The sequence below is a fragment of the Streptomyces sp. NBC_01788 genome (assembly GCF_035917575.1).
Taxonomy (GTDB): Bacteria; Actinomycetota; Actinomycetes; order Streptomycetales; family Streptomycetaceae; genus Streptomyces.
In genome coordinates, this window is sequence record NZ_CP109090.1 from 2,436,296 (window position 1) to 2,451,804 (window position 15,509).

Here is a 15,509-nt window from a genome sequence, read left to right on the forward strand (position 1 = left end):
GTCCGGAGGGGCACGGCCGACGGCCTTGTTTCAATGCGTCGCCGGGATCAAGGACCCGGCACCCGAGTCCGTCAGCCGGTCGCGCGGATTCGGTAACTGACGGCGTCGTAGGGGAAGTCGCCCTGCCCGAGGGTGCCCGTGCGGTAGTACACGTCACCCGTCCGGCCCGGGGCGCCGGTCGTGCAGCCCTTGTTGAAGAAGACGTCCACGGACTGGTTCGACGCGGCGAAGAAGGATCGGACCGGGGCGGTGAGTTCCTGGCACACGTCGACCTTCTCGAGGTCGAGCTGGACGGCCGTTCCGGTCTGGTCGGCCCCCTTGTAGAAGGTGATGCTGCCGAGCGTGGCGGCCTGCGCCTGGCCCGCTCCGGCCAGACACAGGGCCGCGGCGGCGGTGGCGACGGCGACCCTGCTTCAAATTACTTGAGTGTTCAACAACAAAGAGAGAGGTAATCCAGCCAGGATCGTCAACGCCTCGAACGCCAGGGACCCGGGAACACCGGAGGGCCGCCCCCCGGTGCCGGGGGGCGGCCCTTGGTCGTGGTGCCGTCAGCGGACCACGACCACCACCGGGCCACCGCCGAATCCGTAGCCGCCGTAGCCGCCGTAGCCGCCGTAGCCGCCGTAGCCGCCGTAGCCGCCGTAGCCGCCGAAACCGCCGTAGCCGGGGCCGAAGAAGCCGCCGCGGCCGAAACCGCCGCCGCACCAGCGGGACCACCAACCGCAGCCCCAGCCGCCGCCGTGGGTGAGGCTGGTGGAGGCGGTGGAGACATGAACCGGAGCCGCAGCCGGGGTCGCTGCCGAGGCCGTGCCCGCCGCACCGAGGGCGGTGCCGGCCGCCATCAGGACACCGACGGCGGACATAGCGAAGAGACGCCTTGCACGCTGTGCTTTCATGGGAATACCTTCCTTTCCATCCCCTCGTGCGGGTTCGGGCACGAGAAGAATGGCCGCGGCCGCAGCCGGAAAGGGTTCGGCGGCGCGGTCGTAGGTGTTGCCGCGTGGGTACAGGCGGCAGGGCCCGCGCGGTCGCGCTGTCAGCCCCGTGAGCAGGGTCTTTGGTCGACGCCGGCCCTGTTCCCGGACCGCCGCCCTCACCCATAGAGGCTAGCTTCCCGGCGGGCGCGCAGCATCTCGAGCGATCGCCTCACAGCGACGATCGCTTCACAGCGCTCACGTGGTCAGGGGATGATTCCTCGTCGGCATCAAGGACGGATAAGGACCGGAGAGGTAACGGGGATGACCGAGCACGACGACCTTGAGCGGGAGTTCGATCACCGGTGGGCGCGTGCCGCCGAGCACAAGGAGCCGTCCGCCCGAGCCCGGATGCTCGCCGCGCGCTGGAAGGACAACCCGCCGGGGCCGGTCCCGTTCCGCGCCGCCCCGGACCCGGTCGCCCCGCGCCGCTCCCCGTGGATATCCACGGTCCTGGTACTCGGCTGCGTCGCCGCGGTGATCGCGCTGCTTGGCTACGGCCGTACACACGGCTACCTCTGAGGCCTTTCGCCGAGTCCCGGGGCCTGCGCGCGCTCACCCCGCGCGCACACGGGGTCACAGGCGGCTTTTGCCGGTCCTGGAGCTGATCAGGACCGCTTCATGGGCATCCGCAGGTGCACACTGGATGGCGGGACGAGTGCCTGACTGCGGGGTGATGCAAGATGCAGAGCCGCTTCCGGAGCGACCGACGGCTGACGGTGCGCATGGGGGTCACGCTGTTCCTGCTCGGGTTGCTCTACGTGGCGTTCGTGGCCGTGCTGATCGTGCTGCTGAAGTCCTGGGTGCTGGTCGTGGTGATCGCGGCCTGCGTGCTCGGCGCCCAGTACTGGTTCTCCGACCGGATCGCCCTGTTCGCGATGCACGGCCAGGTGGTGGAGCGGGAGGAGTATCCCCAGCTCCACGCGGTGGTCGACCGGTTGTGCGCCATGGCGGACATGCCCAAGCCCACCGTCGCCGTGTCCAGCATGGACATGCCGAATGCATTCGCGACCGGGCGGAACCCGGACAACGCCGTGGTGTGCGTGACCACGGGGCTGCTGCGGCGGCTGGAACCGGCCGAGCTCGAGGGCGTGCTCGCGCACGAGCTGTCGCACGTGGCGCACAAGGACGTCGCCGTGATCACGGTGGCCTCCTTCCTCGGGGTGGTCGCGGGCCTGGTCGTACGGTTCGCCTTCTACTCGGAGCTGTTCGGCGGGCGCGGGCGCAAGGACCAGAACACCCTTGCCCTGTTCGCCATGGTGATGGGCGTCTCGGCGGCCGTGTACGCGATCAGCTTCCTGCTGATCCGGGCGCTGTCCCGGTACCGGGAGCTGGCCGCGGACCGGGCGGCGGCGCTGCTGACCGGCCGGCCCTCGGCGCTGGCCTCCGCGCTCACCAAGGTGACCGGTGACATCGGCCGGATCCCGTCCGAGGACCTGCGCACCGCACAGGCCTTCAACGCCTTCTACTTCACTCCGGCGCTGGGCGCCGAGCCCGGCATCTCCCGGCTGTTCTCCACCCACCCGACCCTGGAGCGGCGGCTGGAGGAGCTGGCGCGGATCTCCGCCGAGCTGGGTGAGGCCGCGACGCCGGGGAAGGCGGGCTGAGGATGGGGCTCCTGGACATTCTGCTCGGCCGCACCAAACCCGCCCTGCCCGACCTGGACCAGCTGTTCGGGCTGCCGTCGGCGGCCCTGACCCTGGAGGCGGCGGCCGGCTTCACCCCGACCGGGCAGGGCGCGGTGTGCTTCGCCACGGTCGAGGGCGCCGCCTTCGAGCAGACGCACCGCGAGGTCCAGGCCCTGCTGGACGCGGACGCCGACCGCGAAGGGCCGCCCGTCGAGCTGTCCCAGGACTCCTACGGCTACTCCTGGCTGGTCTCCCGCCGCAGCCCGGACCAGCTTCCGGATCTGGTCAACGATCTGCACGCGGTGAACAGCGCCATGGAGGTCAACGGCTTCGGCCCGCAGCTCCTGTGCTCCCTGGCCGGCTTCCACGACGACGCCGACCGGCGGCTGGCGCTGGTGTACCTCTACAAACGGGGCACCTTCTACCCGTTCGCGCCACTGGCCGGCCAGGCGCAGCGGCGCGACAACCCGCTGGAACTCCGGGTGAAGGCGGCCCTGGCCGACGACCTGCGCATCGAACAGGACCTGAGCCGCTGGTTCCCGGTGTGGGGCGCCCCCGGCCTGTGACCGCGGCCCCGGCGCAGGAGCGGTGCCCACTGCTCCGGTGTGGCCGGATGGCCACGATCCGTGCGGGCGCCGTGAGTGAATGGCGGGATGAGCGAGCTCTCCTCCTTCGGCCACGACCACGACGGCGAACGGCTCAACGTCGTGTACGGCGGCGACGGCAGCGCGGACCTGCCCACCGTCGTGCTGCTGCACGGTGCGGGCAACGGCGATGCGCGGCGGCTGCTGCCGCTGCTCGCCGAGTTCGTCGCCCGTGGCTGCCGCGGTGTCGCGTTCGACTTCTCGGGGCACGGGGAGAGCACCGGCGCGCTGCGGGAGTTGAGCCTGCGCCGGCGCTTCGAGCAGGCGGTTGCCGTGATCGACGCCCAGGTGCCGGCGGGCGGTCCACTGATCCTGGTGGGGTTCAGCATGAGCGGCCAGACGGTGGCCGACCTGGCCCGGCACTACGGGAAGCGGGTGGTGGCGCTCGGCCTGTGCGCGCCGGCCGTCTACGCCGACGAGGCCTGGGACGTGCCGTTCGGCACGGGGAACGGACGGTTCAGCGAGATCATCCGCCGGCCCGGCGGCTGGCATGCGGCCTCCGCACTCGACGTACTGCGCGCCTACGAGGGCCGGGCGGTGCTCGCCGTGCCCGGCACGGACACCGTCATCCCGCCGGCCGTCACCGAGGCCGTCCAGGACGCGCTGAGCACCCGCGCCCAGTTCACCCGCCTCGAACTCCCCGACGCCGGACACAAGCTGGGGCTGTGGCTCCGCGACCACGCCGGCGACCGGCGGGACTTCGTGGACGCGGTGCTGACGGGGCTGGGCGAGGGCGGCTGGACGGCGACGAACGCGTGGGTGGCCAAGCAGCTGCCGCAGGACCGCACCGTACGCGGCACCACCCTGCTGCGCGGCGGCTCGAGCTCGCAGATGCGCGCGCTCGCCCTCGACGACGGCACCGGCCTGGTGCTGCGGACCTTCGTCAAGCCCTTCTTCCGGCGCCACGCGCCCGGACTGCTCACCCGCGAGGCCGCCGTCCTGGGCCTGCTGGCCGGCCGGGACGGCATCCCGGCGCCGGCGCCGGTCGCCGTCGACGCCGACGGCGAGCACTGCGACCACCCCTCTTTGCTGATGTCGCAGCTCGCGGGCCGGGCGCGGGTCGACGACGAGGACTTGGCCGCGCGGCTGGACCTGCTGGCGGCGCAGCTCGTACGGATCCACGGTGTCGTGCCGGACGAACGCCCGCGGCGGTACCAGGCGTGGACGTCACCGGAGCGGGTGCGTGCCCGGCCGGGTGCGCTGTGGGAGCGCGCGGTGGACGTGCTCCGCCGTGAGCCTCCGGAGTACGAGGGCTGCTTCCTGCACCGCGACTTCCACCCCGGGAACGTGCTGTTCACCGGGGCGGGCGAGGATCTGCGGATCAGCGGTGTCGTCGACTGGGTGGAGACCTCGTGGGGTCCCGCCGACCTCGACGTGGCGCACTGCTCGACGGCTCTCGCGCTGCTGCACGGCCCCGAACACGGCCTGGGTTTCCGGGACCGCTACGAGGCCCACGGCGGACGTCCGCTCGCCGACGGCCCGGACCAGCTGTACTGGCGGCTGCTCGACGCCCTCCATTACGCCCCCGACGCGGCCGGACTCGCCGGTCCGTGGCGCGAACTCGGGCGGACCGACCTCACCGCGGAGGTACTGGGAGACCGGCTGCAGGCGTACGTGGACGGGCTGATGGAACGGTACGGCTGAGGCCGCTTCGGCGCCGGCGGGACGGGGCCGGTGTCAGTGGTGTCGGGGAGGATGCGGTCAGGCGTTACTACGGGCGGAGATCTCATGAGCGAGGAACCCCGGTACATCGACGTGGCGGAGCGGCGGGCCAGGCTGGCCCTGCGGCACCGGCTGGCCGCCGGGACGCGGGCGAGCACACCGGAGGAGGTCGCCCGGGCGCTGGTGGCACTGCACGGGACGGACCCGGCGACGGTGTACCTGGGCGTGGGCGCCCGCCTGGCCGACCCGGCCGAAACGGTGGCGCGGACGGAGCACGCGCTGTACGAGGACCGCACGCTGGTGCGGATGCACGGCATGCGGCACACGGTCTTCGTCTTCCCGGCGGAGCTGACCGCCGTCGTCCACGCCTCGACCGGCATCGCCATCGCCGCCCGCGCCCGCGCCGCCCTGATCAAGGACATGACGAAGGCGGGCGCCCCGGACGCGGCCTGGCTGAAGGAGGTCGAGGAGTCGGCGCTGGCCGCGCTGGCCCGCCGCGGGCAGGCCACGGCCGTCGAGCTGGCCCAGGACGAGCCGCGGCTGCGGGAGCAGTTCGCGTACGCGCCCGGGAAGAGCTACGAGGGCGTGCACACGGTCTCCTCGCGGCTGCTGCGCGTCCTGGGCGTGGAGGGCAGGGTGGTCCGGGGCCGGCCGCTCGGCTCCTGGACGTCCACGCAGTTCCGCTGGGCCCTCGCGCCCGAGCATCCCGAGCTGGACGTCGCCGCCGCCCAGAGCGATCTGCTGCGCCGCTGGCTCGCGGCCTGCGGCCCGGCGACCGAGGCCGACCTGAAGTGGTGGACGGGGTGGCGGGTGACGGACGTGCGGCGGGCGCTGGCCGCGGCGGGGGCGCGGGAGGTGAGGGTGGACGAAGGCACGGCGTACGTCACCGGGGACGACGTCGCCCCGGTGACCGGCCCGGAGGAACCGTGGGCTGCCCTGCTGCCCGCTCTCGACCCCACGGCGATGGGCTGGCAGCAGCGGGACTGGTACCTCGCGCCCCGGCTGCGGCCGGCCCTGTTCGACGGCAGCGGCAACGTCGGCCCGACGGTGTGGTGGAACGGCCGGGTCGTCGGGGCCTGGGCCCAGCGCCCCGACGGCGGGATCGCCTGGCGGATCCTGGACCGGGACGGGCTGGGCGCGGAGGCGGAGGCGGCGATCGCCGGGCAGGCGGAGGAGCTGGAGAGCCGGCTCGGACCCACCCGGGTCACACCGCGCTTCCGCACACCGCTGGAGAAGGAACTGGCGGCGGCGTAACCGGGGGCCGGGCACCCCGCGTCCGCGGGGGCGCCCGGCGTCCGGGCTCAGCGCGAGTAGCGCATCAGCGCCCGCACCATGTGACACGTCGTGCTCGACGGCCGGTGCACGCCGATGAGTTCGGCGATGGAGCGGATCGTCTCGTCGCGGGCCTGGTGCGGCAGGTGGACGCCCGAGTCGAGCAGCGCGATGGCGAGCCGCATCGCCTTCAGACGGCGGTTGTGGATGACGTACCACTCCCGCGGACGCCCCGGCGGCAACGGCCGCTTCGCCACGGGTTCGTAGGGCAGGTCGAGCAGGACGGGACGCTTCGCGGTGGACTGGGTCGGCAACGGCTTCGGCTTCAGTGCGGCAGCGGCCACAGGCATCCTCCTGTCGCGAGGGGAGCGCCACGAGGAGACCCCGGCGACGCTCTCGGACACTGCTTCGATTCTACTGCCCGGCACTGACAAAAGCCCCTGGCCACAAGGGCTTTCGGGGCCGGAGTGACGCAGGCGGGAGAGGGGTTTCCACGGGTTTTCCACGGTGGTGTCCACGTCGGTTCACGGCGGTGTCCGCCGCGGTTCCGGCGGCCCTCTGCCGTGGGGGTCCTTCGCGTACCGTGGCCGTATGGAGATCTGGATCAATCCGGCCTGTTCCAAGTGCCGCAGTGCCATCGGGCTGCTCGATGCCGAGGAGGCCGAGTACACCGTGCGGCGCTATCTGGAGGACGTGCCGACCGCGGAGGAGATCCGGGAGGTGCTCGGGCGGCTCGGGCTGGAGCCGTGGGACATCACCCGGACGCAGGAGCCCGCCGCGAAGGAGCTCGGTGTCGGGGACTGGCCGCGGGACTTCGGGGCTCGCGAGCGGTGGATCGCGGCGCTGGCCGAGCATCCGAAGCTGATCCAGCGTCCGATCATCACGGCCGACGACGGCACGGCGGTCGTGGGGCGGACCGAGGAAGCGGTGCGGGACGCGCTCGGGCGCGGGTGAACGCCGGCGGGACGGCGTGCGGTGTCGGTGAGGCGGTGTGCGGTGCTCGCCAACTTCCTTATGACGCAGGTCACTTCAACTCGGATCGCAAACCACTGAGTAACCTCGTGCGGCATCTCGTACCTAGCGGCGTACGCTCCCTCACCTCTTCAGGAGGCGCGCATGTCGCGTAGGCGCACTGTCAGCACCAAGAAGAAGGTCGCGCTGCTGGTCACGGCCGCGGCGGTGGCCGGCGGCGGGGCCTTCGCCCTCGCGGCCACGTCCAACGCCGCCCAGCCGGAGTCGCCGCGGACCCTCTCCGCCGCGGACTCGACGGCCTGCCAGGGGTTCGCCACCGCCCTCGGCAACAACCAGAAGTTCATCGAAGACCAGCGGGCCGATCCGGACGCGCTGTCCGAGGCGCGGATCGCCAACCGCCAGGAGGTCATCGAACAGATCAAGCGCCAGCAGGCCGCGGCCGGGTGCACGGTGGGGGAGTCGGCTCAGGACTCCCAGGCCGGGCAGCAGGAGGCGCAGAACGGCCAGCAGAACGGCCAGGGGGCCGGGCAGGGGGCCGGACAGCAGGCCGGGCAGGAGAACGGTCAGCAGGCCGGACAGCAGGGCGGTGCTGCCGGGAACGGAGGCGGCGATGTCGCCGCGTCCGGCCAGCAGGTGTGCCAGGGCTCCACCGTGACGCTCTCCGGCGAGGGCGGCGCACCGGCCGCGTCCAGCAACCAGTTCCCGGCGGGCACCACGCTGAAGGTCACCAACCTGGACAACAACAAGGCCATCACGGTGAAGGTCACGTCCGTCTCCGGCAGTTGCGTCCTGCTCAACGACGCGGCCTTCGAGGAGGTCCGGGAGCCGGGCAAGTTCCTGATCCGGCGCGCAGTGATCGAGAAGGTGGGATGAGACCCGCCCCCGACGGGCGAGGGCCCGCTGTTCCCGGCCGGGAGCGGCGGGCCCTCGCCGTGCACCACGATGCCCCGGTCCGCATGCCCTGGCAGGTCGAGCGGGACGGCAAGGGCGGCGTCAAGGACCGCCGGCGGAATGCCAACGTCGACCCGTACGGCCGCACGCGTCAGCTGATCGCCACCTGCCGCACCGCCCCGGAGAAGGCGGGGCCGGCCTGATCCGAACGCGTGGCGCGGCAGCCGGGCTCCGGCTGCCCGCCGGCGGGTGTCCGCGCAGTGAGAAGAGGGTCCTGTTCCGACACGGGGTCTGCTTCAATGGGGGCATGGTCGGTTTCCGGGAGTGCGTCGCGACGAGTCGCGTCGACCTGGAGCCGTTCTGGCCCTCCCGTCAGCATCACGACTTCGACCGGCTCTGTTGCCGCGCGCCGCACGCGCGGGCCCGGTGAAGCCGTAACCCACCGGTCTCCGGTCCGCGCGGAACGACGTACGTCCCGACGCGCCCGACCACGAACTCGCGGCCGTCGGTCCTCCGGCGAACCTCTCCCGCGAAAGAGCTGACCTGTCATGGCGACCACCCGTTCTCTGACCGACGCCACCCTTCCCGCCCCCGCCTCCTCCCGCTCCCCCTCCTCCCCCGCCTCCGCACGGCACCGGCTGCGGGCCGTGGGCCGGGACGAGGATTGGGGTCTCCCCTGGTCGAACGAAGCTGAGAGCTTGGGGAAGGACATCGCCGATCTCCTGCCGCCGGGGGCCACCTGGCTGCCGGCTCCGCAGCACGCCGTGCCCAGGCTGCCGGGCCGGCCGCCGATGGTCGGCTACCTGGTGCTCGTGCCCGCCGACCAGCAGCCGCCGCACCTGCCGGTGGCGGTGCCCGCCCGCCCCGGCCACCTCGATCGTCTCGATCACCCGGACCGTCCGGAGGCCGGGGCGGGCGGCGCCGCGCCCGGCGCGGGCGACCCGCTCGTCCGCGTCGACACCGCACGGCGGATCGCGGAGGTGGACGGGCACGGACTCGACCTCACCTACCTGGAGTTCGAACTGCTGGCCCATCTCGTGGCCCACCCGCACCGCGTGCACACCCGCGACCAACTGGTCACCACGGTCTGGGGCTACGACCATGTGGGCGACGGCCGCACCGTCGACGTCCATATCGCCCGACTGCGCCGCAAACTGGGCGCCGAGCACCGCCGGACGATCCAGACGGTGCGCCGCGTAGGCTACAAGTACGCTCCGCCGACCGGACGTTGATCTCTGCCGGCGGCAGAATCCGGTTCCCTGCCACGGCCCGGACGGGCACAGTCACCGGTATGAGACTTCTGGTGCTGGGTGGTACGGAGTTCGCGGGGCGGGCCGTCGCCGAGGCGGCGGCCGGGCGCGGCTGGGATGTGACGGTCCTGAACCGGGGGCGGCACGCGCCCGTTCCCGGAGTGCGGTCGTTGCGCGGCGACCGCACCGCGCCCGACGGGCTCGAAGCCCTGACGGACGGCGCGTGGGACGCGGTCGTCGACACCTGGTCGGCCGCGCCCCGCGCGGTCCGGGACGCGGCGCGGCTGCTGCGGGACCGCGCCGGCCGGTACGTGTACGTGTCGTCCTGCTCGGTGTACGCCTGGGCCCCGCCCGCCGGCTACACCGAGGCGGCGCCGCTGGTCGAGGGCGCCGAGGCGGGCGCCGGGCAGACGGAGTACCCGCGGGACAAGCGGGGCGGCGAGCTGGCCGCGGTGGAGGCCTTCGGGGCGGACCGCTCGGTGCTGGTACGGGCCGGGCTGATCCTCGGGCCGTACGAGAACGTCGGGCGGCTGCCCTGGTGGCTGAGCCGGATCGCGCGGGGCGGTCCCGTGCTGGCGCCCGGTCCGCGGGACCTGCCCCTGCAGTACGTCGACGTCCGGGACCTCGCCGTGTGGATCCTCGACGCGGTGGAGAAGGGATTGAGCGGCCCGTACACCCTGATCAGTCCGCGAGGGCACGCGACGATGGGTGAACTGCTGGAGGCCTGTGTGCGGACCACCGGCGCCGACGCCGAGCTGCGCTGGACCGACCCGGACGTGATCCTCGCCGCGGGCATCGAGCCCTGGACGGAGCTGCCGGTGTGGGTGCCGCCGGGCAGCGAGAGCCACGACGCGCTGCACGGCGCCGATGTCACCCGGGCCCTCGCGACCGGCCTGCGCTGCCGCCCCGTGACCGAGACGGTCACGGATGCGTGGACCTGGCTCCGGGCCCTGGGCGGCACGGCCCCGCAGCGGCCCGGCCGGCCTCCGGTGGGCCTGGATCCGGCCATGGAGGCGAAGGTTCTCGGACTCTAGGAGCGAAAGTACTCGGCCTCCCCCGCCCCGGGATTTCAGCCGGTGCTGCCGCAACTGCCTGCGGAAATGGGTAAGTTGCGGCCCGAGTGAGGCACGGATCGCGCATCAATTCGTGGGTCGGCTGAACACGCCCGGGGCGGCTCCCGTATTGAGGGGAGCCGCTCCGATTCTGTTGGGCGCTTCAACGCCCGTAAGGGGGTGCTCCTCAACGAAGTCAGAGGAGTTCCGTGACTCCACCCACCGCTGAAGCAGCGGGCTTCCAGCCTGAAGGCTGCGGTCCAGCCCGAACCGACCCCTTGCGGGGCAACGGACAAATTAACACCTCGCTAGGAGAATGATGGGACGCAACACACGCAAACGCCGAATGCCGCTGGCCACCAAGGCCATAGCCGGGGCGGCGGCCCTAGCGCTCGGTGGGGGCGGGCTTGTATGGGCGAACTACTACGCATCCGCGCACGAGTCGAAGAACGACGCGTGGGGAGGCAACCGGACGAAGGCCGTCAGCGCGCAGGTCGCGACGATCAAGTGCCCTGACGTCGGCCAGCAGCTCACCGCCGTGCCGGAGCAGGCCCGTGGAGAGGTCGACGGCGAACTCGCCACGCTCGACCAGCAGATCACCGAGGCGTACCAGCGGCTGGCCACCACGCGCGACGCGCAGACCAGGGACGCGAGCTTCGTCCAGAACGCCATCCTGGGTCCGCTGAAGGACCGGCGCAAGGTGATCCTCGACCGGATCAAGCTGGAGATCAACCGGGCCGGCGGCAAGACCCCCGGCAACCTGGACGACCTCGCGCCCTGCACCGGCACCCCCGTCGAGCAGAACCAGACGGACGCGGGCGACGGCGAGGGCGGTCAGGACAACGGCCAGAACGACGGCCAGAACGACGGCCAGGACACCGGCCAGGACAACGGGCAGCAGGGCGACAACGGCGGCCAGAACGACGGCGGTCAGAACGACGGCGGCCAGCAGGGCGGCGACGACGGGCAGCAGGGCACCGGCGGTCAGGCCGGAAACGGCCCGGTCGCGGCGGACTTCGTGGACATCACCACGGTCCAGCCCAACGTCCCGGCCAAGCCGCGCAAGAGCCGCAACGCCTCGAACGGCACCTTCACCACGCGCTGCGGTGTGAACGCCAACGGCAACCACAACACGGACAACGTGATCGTGGCGCCCGGTGTGGCCAACGGCGCCCACCACCTGCACGACTACGTCGGCAACCAGAAGATCGACGCGTTCTCGAGCAACGACACGTTCCTGCAGAGCGCCACGAGCTGCCAGAACAAGAACGACCTGTCGGCGTACTACTGGCCGGTGATCCGGGTCCAGGACGGCTCGCAGGACTTCGACCAGGACGCGGACGGCGGTGGCAAGGAGGGCAACGTCGGCCGGATCCTCAAGCCGCTCCAGGCGGAGATCAAGTACGTCGGCAGCCCGACCGGCAAGGTCGTCGCCATGCCGCAGTTCCTGCGCATCATCACCGGTGACGCGAAGACCACGACCAACGGTCTGGCCAACGCCAACGCGCACTGGAGCTGCACCGGCTTCGAGAACAAGGTCCAGCTGACGGAGCAGTACCCGATCTGCCCCGAGGGCAGCAAGATGGTCCGCACGTTCGCCTTCCAGAGCTGCTGGGACGGGCAGAACACCGACAGCGCCAACCACCGTACGCACATAGCCTTCGCCGACCAGCGCGGCAACTGCCCCAGCGGCTTCAAGGCCATCCCGAAGCTCACGATGCGCCTGGTCTACGACGTGCCGCGGCCGAGCATCGAGAACGGTGCGGTGAAGAACGCCTACGCGGTCGACGGCTTCCCCGAGCAGCTGCACAAGGCGGCCACCGACCACGACGACTTCATCAACATCACGACCGGCGGCCTGGCGAACAAGATCGCCAACTGCGTCAACTCGGGCCGGAACTGCAAGTGACGCCCTGATCCGGTGACACCGGACCGGTGACCTCTTGAAGAAGGCCGGCGGCGGGAGATCCCGCCGCCGGCCTTCGCCGTGTGCCCGTGCGCGCCCGTGCCCCTCCGAGTGGCTCAGCCGCTGTGCGCGCCGTGCGCGCTGTGGTCCGTGCCGGTCTCCACGTCACCGCCCAGGGTGGCGCGCAGCGCGGTGACCACGCCGCTGTCGCCGACGGCGACCCACTTGCGGCCGACGAGGTAGGAGCCGCCGTAGTCCTTGGCGTCGTCGATCCACTCCCGCTGGCCGCGGTCGGTGGCGAAGGTGGCGAGAACGAACTTGCCGGTGGGGTTGGTGCAGATGGCCTGCCGGATGGTGTCGGCGTCGGTCTGCATGTCCGGCTCGCACTTCACCTCGGCGGCCAGGCTCTCCAGACTGCCGGTCGCCGTCGGCGGCACCTTCGCCGCCGCGCCGTCACCGGAACCGCACCCCGTCAGCGCCAGTGCCGCTGCGGCACCGGCCACCGCGAGCATCGGTCGGGTCACCCTCATCTGTTCCTCCGGTCGCTTCCGGCACTCCGTTCCCGGCGGCAGGCGCCACAAGCATGCCGCACCGGGCCCCGGCAGGGGGCCGCCCTTCGATACGGCTGCGGTGCGCACAGCGCTCAATCCGGTGGACGCCGCCTGCACACGCGTGCGAACGTGAGCCGGTGAACCAGGACTGGGAAGACCGCGTGGCCGCCGCCTGGGCCCGCTTCGACGACTTTTCCGAGGACGAGGCGCCCGCGTTCCGGGCGAGTATCGACGCGCTCGTCGCCGAACTGCCGGACGGCAGCCCGCTCGGCCCGTTCGAGCAGGCCTGCGCGTGGGACTCCACCGGCCGCTCGGACCGGGCGGTGCCGCTCTACCAGGAGGCGCTGGAGCGCGGACTGAGCGGCTACCGGGGCCGCCGGGCCAGGATCCAGCTGGCCAGCTCGCTGCGCAACCTCGGCCGGCCGGAGGAGGGCGTCAAGCTGCTCACGCCCGAACTGGACGGACCCTCCGACGAGTTGGACGACGCCGTACGGGCGTGTCTGGCGCTGTGCCTGTCCGGTCTGGGCCGTGACCGCGAGGGCCTGTCCCTCGTCCTCGGTGCCCTCGCGCCCCATCTCCCGCGCTACCAGCGCTCGATGGCGAACTACGCCCGGCTGCTGGTGGAGCCCGAGGACTGAGAACGCCGGACCCCCGTGTGACCTAGGACCGGCTCGCTCGTTGGCCTGGACGTGCAGTCACAGGATGTCGCCCCGCGCCACAAGTCCTCCTCCGGGCCGGTCGTCGATGCCGAGCGGGCCGAGGCCGCGCTCGTCGAGCACTATCCGCGTCTGGTCCGGCTCGCCTATCTGGTGCTGCCGCCCGGACTCGGGCGGGGCCGCCGTGTGCTGACCGCGCACGCGCTGGCCCAGCGGGCGCTGCCGCGGGGCCGGTCCTCGGCGACCGTGATCCCGGCCCAGTCGGCCGGCCGCGAGTCCGACCCGGGCTACGCCTTCGTCCGCCTCCAGGTGATCCGCACGGCACTGGGGGCGGGCCGCCCACCGCGCGGGATCCGGACCGGACGCGCCCGACTGCGGCCGGCGCTGCCCCTGGTGTGGGGCCTGCGCCTGTTCCCGCGCTCGGGCGGCGCCGACGAACTCGCGCTGGACCAGAAGCTGGCGACCCTGTCCGGGCCGGCCCGTGCCGCCTACGTGCTGCGCGGCCTGGAAAGGCTCCCCGACCCCGCCGTGCGGGAGGTGCTGACGGCCGCGGGCGTGGCAGACCCGGTCGCCGCGCTGCGCCAGGCCGACCGCCTGCCCGCCCAGTACGCGCTCCTCGACTCCCCCGAGTTCGACCCGTGCTCGTTGCAGGCCCGGCCCACCGATCTGAAGCGGCGCAGGCAGCACACCAGGGCCGCGCTCGCCGCGGCCGCGGCCCTCGCCGTGTGCGGCGCGCTGGTCGCGCTGCCGGGCGGCGGCTGGGGTCCGGACGGCGCCGCCGCACCCGCCTACGCGCACAACCCGTCCGCCGAGGCCGCCCTCGATCCGGGCAGGCTGACCAGGATCGCCCCCACCGCCTGGCGGACCTCCGCGCGGCTCGACCTCTCCGTGTGGCCGGCCCGCGGCAACCTGGCCGGCGACACGGCCCTGCTGCGCCGGGCGCTCGCCGTCTGGGCCCGCCCCGGCGAGTCCGTACGGGTCTCGGCCACCCCCGGCACCGCCACGGGCGGCCCCGCGGGACCGCCGCAACTGCTCTACGCCGGCAACGTCGACAACGCGCGCGTGGTGCTCTTCCACGACGGCCTGCGTATCGCCCGCTATGCCGAGCCGAGGGACTCCTCGGCCGGGGCCGCCCTCGACTTCGCCCGGGTCGACGGCGCCGCCGGCGCGGAGGCGGGCGCGGTGGTGCTGGGCCGCTCCGACGGGAACGTCCGCTATCTGACGGCGCCCTGGGTGAAGGCGGCGGCCGAGCGGGACCTGCTCAAGCCGGACGCCGGGGCGATGGACCTCGGCCTCACGGGCGGTGTCACCGGGCCGCTGGCCAGCCCGGTCCAGCGCAGCGGCGGCTGCACCTCGTGGAACGTGCTCCAGCTGACCGGCGAACCCGGCACCCAGCTCCTGGCCGACCTCGGCGAACTGGCCCCCGCCCGCCTCACCACGGGCCGCCCCGATGCCCCGCAGGAGGTGTCCGGTGCGGCGGGGCTGCGTGCCTGGGCGCCGCTGGCCTGCTCGCTGGGTGCCGTGCGCGCACAGGGCGTCCGGTCGGTCAACGCCTGGGAGTACGCCGAGCAGCCGCTGCCCGACGCGACCGGTTCGGCCGCCGCGTGGGTGTGCACCCGCGCCGAGACCTGGCGCGGCGACGGGACGCGGGTACTGGCCCAGTTCCACACGCCCGGCGGGAAGTACGCGGCGGTCGCGGCCCAGGCCGAGAACGTGCCCGCGTGCGGCGTCCGCGATCCGCACGTGCTGGCCGGGGTGCTGTGGAAGTCGCAGGCGGGCGCCTGGTACCTGCTCGCGGCCGGGGACCGGGACACCGCCTCGATCAGCGCGACCGGAGGGGTCAGCGCCTCCGCCCAGGGCCGCTTGCTCGCCGTACGGACCCGGCAGGGTGCACAGGCCGACCTGAAGGGGACGCTGACCGACGGCAGGTCCGTCGCCGTGCTGCGTCAGAAGTGAGCGGTCGTCGCGGCGGGGTGTGACGAGCCGCGGTCGAACACCGCGGTCGGTCCTTGCCGGTCCGTTCGGGGCCGGAATCGATCGGTAAGGTGTTC

16 protein-coding genes and 1 pseudogene are annotated in these 15,509 nt (G+C 72.8%); 13 read left to right on the forward strand and 4 right to left on the reverse strand.

Translation table 11 applies throughout. The features are described 5' to 3' along the window. Positions 1-71: 71 nt before the first annotated feature. On the reverse strand, positions 72-266 hold the full coding sequence (locus tag OIE49_RS11210) for a hypothetical protein (protein ID WP_326802185.1): 195 nt from the start codon (positions 264-266) through the stop codon (positions 72-74). A gap of 282 nt (positions 267-548) precedes the next feature. After that, positions 549-863: a hypothetical protein gene (locus tag OIE49_RS11215; RefSeq protein WP_326802186.1), complete on the reverse strand. Its 315-nt coding sequence runs from the start codon at positions 861-863 to the stop codon at positions 549-551. Between the two features lie 375 nt (positions 864-1,238). On the opposite strand from OIE49_RS11215, the gene OIE49_RS11220 reads away from it, so the two are divergent. The 5 genes from OIE49_RS11220 to OIE49_RS11240 all read left to right on the forward strand — a co-directional run bounded on the left by OIE49_RS11220 (position 1,239) and on the right by OIE49_RS11240 (position 6,162). After that, a complete protein-coding gene (locus OIE49_RS11220) occupies positions 1,239-1,496 on the forward strand; it encodes an SCO2583/SCO2584 N-terminal domain-containing protein (RefSeq protein ID WP_326802187.1) in 258 nt (85 codons plus the stop codon). 161 nt (positions 1,497-1,657) lie between these two features. Continuing rightward, entirely contained in the window at positions 1,658-2,581 is a 924-nt protein-coding gene (htpX, locus tag OIE49_RS11225) for a zinc metalloprotease HtpX (protein WP_100567143.1), read from the forward strand. Between the two features lie 2 nt (positions 2,582-2,583). After that, positions 2,584-3,168, forward strand: coding sequence for a PspA-associated protein PspAB (gene pspAB / locus OIE49_RS11230; RefSeq protein WP_100567142.1), 585 nt, complete (start codon positions 2,584-2,586; stop codon positions 3,166-3,168). Between the two features lie 87 nt (positions 3,169-3,255). Continuing rightward, a complete protein-coding gene (locus OIE49_RS11235) occupies positions 3,256-4,890 on the forward strand; it encodes an alpha/beta fold hydrolase (protein WP_326802188.1) in 1,635 nt (544 codons plus the stop codon). Positions 4,891-4,974: 84 nt separating this feature from the next. Then, the gene (locus OIE49_RS11240) at positions 4,975-6,162 is read left to right on the forward strand and encodes a winged helix DNA-binding domain-containing protein (protein WP_326802189.1); all 1,188 of its coding nucleotides are present in this window, start codon (positions 4,975-4,977) and stop codon (positions 6,160-6,162) included. Between the two features lie 47 nt (positions 6,163-6,209). Here the strand turns inward: OIE49_RS11240 and OIE49_RS11245 are convergent, their stop codons facing one another. Further along, the gene (locus tag OIE49_RS11245; protein ID WP_100567139.1) at positions 6,210-6,524 is read right to left on the reverse strand and encodes a hypothetical protein; all 315 of its coding nucleotides are present in this window, start codon (positions 6,522-6,524) and stop codon (positions 6,210-6,212) included. Between the two features lie 247 nt (positions 6,525-6,771). Between OIE49_RS11245 and OIE49_RS11250 the strand changes: the two genes are divergently transcribed. From OIE49_RS11250 to OIE49_RS11275, 6 genes and pseudogenes are all read left to right on the forward strand, one after another. Beyond that, positions 6,772-7,134 carry an arsenate reductase family protein gene (locus tag OIE49_RS11250; protein ID WP_326802190.1) on the forward strand — a complete coding sequence of 121 codons (363 nt, stop codon included), beginning with the start codon at positions 6,772-6,774 and terminating at the stop codon, positions 7,132-7,134. A 162-nt stretch (positions 7,135-7,296) separates the two neighbouring features. Then, on the forward strand, positions 7,297-8,025 hold the full coding sequence (locus tag OIE49_RS11255; RefSeq protein ID WP_326802191.1) for a hypothetical protein: 729 nt from the start codon (positions 7,297-7,299) through the stop codon (positions 8,023-8,025). Between the two features lie 71 nt (positions 8,026-8,096). Further along, positions 8,097-8,246: pseudogene (locus OIE49_RS11260) on the forward strand (glutamine synthetase); the annotation flags it as partial. A 345-nt stretch (positions 8,247-8,591) separates the two neighbouring features. Then, positions 8,592-9,275: a winged helix-turn-helix domain-containing protein gene (locus OIE49_RS11265; protein WP_326802192.1), complete on the forward strand. Its 684-nt coding sequence runs from the start codon at positions 8,592-8,594 to the stop codon at positions 9,273-9,275. 59 nt (positions 9,276-9,334) lie between these two features. Further along, positions 9,335-10,327 carry an NAD-dependent epimerase/dehydratase family protein gene (locus OIE49_RS11270; RefSeq protein ID WP_326802193.1) on the forward strand — a complete coding sequence of 331 codons (993 nt, stop codon included), beginning with the start codon at positions 9,335-9,337 and terminating at the stop codon, positions 10,325-10,327. Between the two features lie 337 nt (positions 10,328-10,664). Further along, a complete protein-coding gene (locus tag OIE49_RS11275) occupies positions 10,665-12,254 on the forward strand; it encodes a DUF1996 domain-containing protein (protein WP_326802194.1) in 1,590 nt (529 codons plus the stop codon). Positions 12,255-12,367: 113 nt separating this feature from the next. Here OIE49_RS11275 and OIE49_RS11280 read toward each other — a convergent pair whose 3' ends face one another. After that, a complete protein-coding gene (locus OIE49_RS11280; protein ID WP_326802195.1) occupies positions 12,368-12,781 on the reverse strand; it encodes a hypothetical protein in 414 nt (137 codons plus the stop codon). A gap of 158 nt (positions 12,782-12,939) precedes the next feature. On the opposite strand from OIE49_RS11280, the gene OIE49_RS11285 reads away from it, so the two are divergent. Together OIE49_RS11285 and OIE49_RS11290 are read left to right on the forward strand one after the other, a co-directional pair. Beyond that, the gene (locus OIE49_RS11285) at positions 12,940-13,440 is read left to right on the forward strand and encodes a tetratricopeptide repeat protein (RefSeq protein WP_326802196.1); all 501 of its coding nucleotides are present in this window, start codon (positions 12,940-12,942) and stop codon (positions 13,438-13,440) included. A gap of 51 nt (positions 13,441-13,491) precedes the next feature. After that, entirely contained in the window at positions 13,492-15,414 is a 1,923-nt protein-coding gene (locus OIE49_RS11290) for a hypothetical protein (protein ID WP_326802197.1), read from the forward strand. Positions 15,415-15,509 lie beyond the last annotated feature (95 nt).

Excerpts from the sequence above, each read along its gene's own strand:
- OIE49_RS11250 (WP_326802190.1), top strand. The coding sequence starts at position 6,772 with ATGGAGATCTGGATCAATCCGGCCTGTTCCAAGTGCCGCAGTGCCATC.
- OIE49_RS11215 (WP_326802186.1), bottom strand. The coding sequence starts at position 863 with ATGTCCGCCGTCGGTGTCCTGATGGCGGCCGGCACCGCCCTCGGTGCG.
- OIE49_RS11240 (WP_326802189.1), top strand. The coding sequence starts at position 4,975 with ATGAGCGAGGAACCCCGGTACATCGACGTGGCGGAGCGGCGGGCCAGG.
- pspAB (WP_100567142.1), top strand. The coding sequence starts at position 2,584 with ATGGGGCTCCTGGACATTCTGCTCGGCCGCACCAAACCCGCCCTGCCC.
- htpX (WP_100567143.1), top strand. The coding sequence starts at position 1,658 with ATGCAGAGCCGCTTCCGGAGCGACCGACGGCTGACGGTGCGCATGGGG.
- OIE49_RS11280 (WP_326802195.1), bottom strand. The coding sequence starts at position 12,781 with ATGAGGGTGACCCGACCGATGCTCGCGGTGGCCGGTGCCGCAGCGGCA.
- OIE49_RS11265 (WP_326802192.1), top strand. The coding sequence starts at position 8,592 with ATGGCGACCACCCGTTCTCTGACCGACGCCACCCTTCCCGCCCCCGCC.
- OIE49_RS11270 (WP_326802193.1), top strand. The coding sequence starts at position 9,335 with ATGAGACTTCTGGTGCTGGGTGGTACGGAGTTCGCGGGGCGGGCCGTC.
- OIE49_RS11220 (WP_326802187.1), top strand. The coding sequence starts at position 1,239 with ATGACCGAGCACGACGACCTTGAGCGGGAGTTCGATCACCGGTGGGCG.
- OIE49_RS11235 (WP_326802188.1), top strand. The coding sequence starts at position 3,256 with ATGAGCGAGCTCTCCTCCTTCGGCCACGACCACGACGGCGAACGGCTC.
- OIE49_RS11255 (WP_326802191.1), top strand. The coding sequence starts at position 7,297 with ATGTCGCGTAGGCGCACTGTCAGCACCAAGAAGAAGGTCGCGCTGCTG.
- OIE49_RS11275 (WP_326802194.1), top strand. The coding sequence starts at position 10,665 with ATGGGACGCAACACACGCAAACGCCGAATGCCGCTGGCCACCAAGGCC.